This is a genomic window from Mesorhizobium sp. M7A.F.Ca.AU.001.01.1.1, assembly GCF_004022735.1.
Taxonomy (GTDB): Bacteria; Pseudomonadota; Alphaproteobacteria; order Rhizobiales; family Rhizobiaceae; genus Mesorhizobium; species Mesorhizobium ciceri.
On the sequence record NZ_RZPF01000731.1, the window covers coordinates 1 to 3,207 of the forward strand.

General features: G+C 64.0%; 3 protein-coding genes and 2 pseudogenes. 2 read left to right on the forward strand and 3 right to left on the reverse strand.

The genetic code is table 11. The features are described 5' to 3' along the window. Window positions 1–113 (reverse strand): annotated as a pseudogene (locus EN884_RS39880) (adenosine kinase); the annotation flags it as partial. A 230-nt stretch (window positions 114–343) separates the two neighbouring features. Here EN884_RS39880 and EN884_RS30725 point away from each other — a divergent pair. Both EN884_RS30725 and EN884_RS30730 read left to right on the forward strand, forming a co-directional pair. Then, window positions 344–1,276: an EamA family transporter gene (locus EN884_RS30725; protein WP_050580561.1), complete on the forward strand. Its 933-nt coding sequence runs from the start codon at window positions 344–346 to the stop codon at window positions 1,274–1,276. Window positions 1,277–1,366: 90 nt separating this feature from the next. Beyond that, entirely contained in the window at window positions 1,367–2,077 is a 711-nt protein-coding gene (locus tag EN884_RS30730; RefSeq protein WP_063169908.1) for a sulfate transporter family protein, read from the forward strand. A 9-nt stretch (window positions 2,078–2,086) separates the two neighbouring features. Here EN884_RS30730 and EN884_RS30735 read toward each other — a convergent pair whose 3' ends face one another. Further along, window positions 2,087–3,085, reverse strand: coding sequence for a proline racemase family protein (locus EN884_RS30735; RefSeq protein ID WP_024505791.1), 999 nt, complete (start codon window positions 3,083–3,085; stop codon window positions 2,087–2,089). Between the two features lie 13 nt (window positions 3,086–3,098). Then, a pseudogene (locus EN884_RS39885) lies at window positions 3,099–3,207 on the reverse strand (isocitrate lyase/phosphoenolpyruvate mutase family protein); the annotation flags it as partial.

The window sequence follows — 3,207 nt, forward strand, 5'->3', positions numbered from 1 at the left end:
TCGACACACAACGCGCCCTTGATGATGCCGTTGGTCTCGAGGAATTCCTCGTCGCACTGGGCGATGATGTCGACAATGGCATTGCCGATGCAAAGCACGTCATAATCCGGCATCAAAATCTCCGCCAAAAACCCGAGCCGGCTTCTTGCCACGCCGGCCCGGCGCGGGTCTAGCGATTTGAAACCGGTTTGCCTAGGGCGTGACACGCAACTTTGGCGGAACAGGCAAAGGGGCATCAGCCGCGAGGCGCTATGACAATTCGACCGTGGCCGAAGCATTTCATCGCCGCACCGCCTATAAGCCTGGATCAGACGATCCCGCTTCGAAGGCGAGCCAGCCCCCAATGTCTACAAAAAGCATGTCGACGAAGAACGAGCCTGCAAAAAACGATCTGACCACCGACCTGGTACTGCTCGTCGTGCTGGCAGTGCTCTGGGGCGCCTCCTACACCTTCATCAAGATCGGCGTCGAAACCATCCCGCCGGTCACCTTCATTGCCGCCCGCACCCTGATCGCCGGCGGCATCCTGTTGGCCATCATCCGCTGGCGCGGGCTCGCCTTGCCGGGCGATGCTGCAAGCTGGCGCCGCTTCGCCTTCCAGGCCTGCCTCAACAGCGTTATTCCGTTCACCCTGATCGCCGCGGCCGAACGCTCGGTCGATGCCGGCCTCGCCACCATCCTCAACGCGACCTCACCGATCTTCACCTTCCTCTTGACCGCGCTCATCACCCGCCACGAGCCGGTCACCTTGCGCAAACTGATCGGTGTGGGCGCCGGCATTGCCGGCATCTGCCTCATTATCGGCACGCAGGCGCTGGGTGGCCTCGGTCATGAATTGTGGGCGCAATTGGCAATCGTCGCCGCGACGGTCTGCTATGCCGGGGCCGCCATTTTCGGCCGCGGTTTCAAGGGCCTCGACCCAATGCTACCGGCCGCCGGTTCCATGCTGTGCGGCGCCGTCATCCTCGTGCCGCTCAGTCTGGTGTTCGACCAGCCGTGGACGCTGGCGCCATCGACCGCGTCGATCCTGGCCCTGCTCGGCCTGTCGGTCTTTTCCACCGCGCTGGCCTTCGTTATCTATTTCCGCCTCATCCACACGCTGGGTTCGGTCGGCACCACCTCGCAGGCCTATCTGCGCGTGCCGATCGGCGTCGGCATCGGCGCTCTCTTCCTCGGCGAAAGTCTTGGTTCGACGGCATGGCTGGGCATGGGTTTTGTCGTGGCCGGGGTCGCTGCCATGACCATCCCGGTTCGAAAGCCGGCGTTTGCGCGGTAAACGCCAGCCCGCTTGTGCTCATGGCCTGCGCTGCCTATCTCGGAAGCATCCGCCTTTTAGGCGGCGTCCGCTAACCGGGGGTGTGACAAGGTGATTTTCGACGCTGCCCGCGCTGCGGCCCTCGAGCTGATTTCGCCTCCCTTCCGGGCCGTGTTCGTCAAGACGCTGGGCTTGACCGTGCTGGCACTGGTGGCTCTGTGGTTCGGCCTGACCAGCCTCGTCGAGTGGCTGGCGCTGCCGTGGCTGCAGACGCTGTTGCCCGGCATGCCGTCCTGGGCCGGGTGGCTCGGCGGCATCATCGCGGCAATAGCGCTTGCCTTCGGCATGGCGTTGCTCATCGCGCCGGTGACGGCTGTTGTCGCTGGCCTGTTCCTCGACGATATCGCCGAAGTGGTCGAGCGCACCGACTATCCCGGCGATCCGACCGGCCGCGCCATGCCGGCGCTGCGCTCGCTGGTGCTGTCGGCGCGATTCCTCGGTGTCGTCATTCTCGGCAACATCGTCGCGCTGCTGCTTCTCTTGGTGCCGGGCGTCAACATAGCCGCCTTCTTCATCGTCAACGGCTATCTGCTCGGGCGCGAGTTCTTCGAATTCGCCGCCATGCGCTTTCGCGGCGAAGACGAGGCCAAGGCCTTGCGCAGGCACTATGCCGGCACAGTGTTTCTCGCCGGGCTGCTCATCGCCGCTTTCCTCGCCGTGCCGTTGCTCAACCTGCTGACGCCGCTGTTCGCCGCCGCCATGATGGTGCATCTGCACAAGGCGATCTCGGTGCGGGAAGTGGCTCGCTCCTCGCGCCGCTGAGCATTTTCTTCAGCGCAACAGGAATCCGCGTCCGAGCTCGTCGTCCGCTTCGACGATGAATTCGGCCCGCCCGGAATAATAGGCGCGGCCGCCGACGCGGGCGATGATCGCCTCATGCCGTCCAGCCTTCGCCGTCCGCGCCACGGCTCCGGAAAAACGCGAGCCGGCGATGCTCTCGAATGTGCGCGTCTGTCCGATCGCGATCTCGCCCTTGGCATGCATGGCCGCCAGCCTTGCGGTGACGCCGGAACCGGTTGGCGAGCGATCGACCTCGGCTTCGGCGAAGACGCAGATGTTTTTGGTCACCTCGCCGGAAAATGTGTCGCGGCCGTCGGTCAGGATGGTGCCGTATAGGTAGGCTAGGTCGCCGTGGTCGGGATGCGACAGCGGAAATTCAGCCTTGAGCCTGTCCGTCAGCCCCGTTGCCGCATCGACGAAATCGCGCATCCGGCTTCTGCCGAATTCGAGCCCGAATTGGTGACAATCGGCCAGCGCGTAGAAGGCGCCGCCATAGGCGACGTCGAAGCCAATCGTGCCGTGGCCCGCCAATTCGATCGCCTGTCCACCGGCGAAAAGGAAGGCCGGCACGCTTTCGAACGAAACCGCACCGGCCTTGCCGTCCCTGACCTCGACCGAGGCGACGACCAGCCCGCACGGCGCCTCGATATTGACTGTCGTGACTGGTTCCTGTTTCGCCACCAGCCCTTCATCGATGGCGTAGCGGCCGAGCGCGACGATGGCGTGGCCGCACATCGTGGAATAACCCTCATTGTGCATGAACAGCACGGCGAGGTCGGCGCCGGGCAGGTCCGGCTCGACCAGCAAGGCGCCATACATGTCGTAATGGCCGCGTGGCTCGAACATCAGGATTTTCCTGAGATGATCGAGATGGTCGCGCACATAGGCGCGCTTTTCCAGGATCGTGCCCTTGGGGATACCGGGATAGCCGCCGGTGACGATCCTCAGCGGCTCGCCGCCGGTATGCATGTCGACCACGGTCAGCGTCATGCGACGGGCCCCATTAATCCGAAGATTTGCCGAAGAGGGCCTGCAATTTGCTGAACGGCATGGCGGCGCGGGTGAAGCCGAAGGTGCCGTCTTGCTGGATTTCGCGTGCCGCCGTTTCCAGC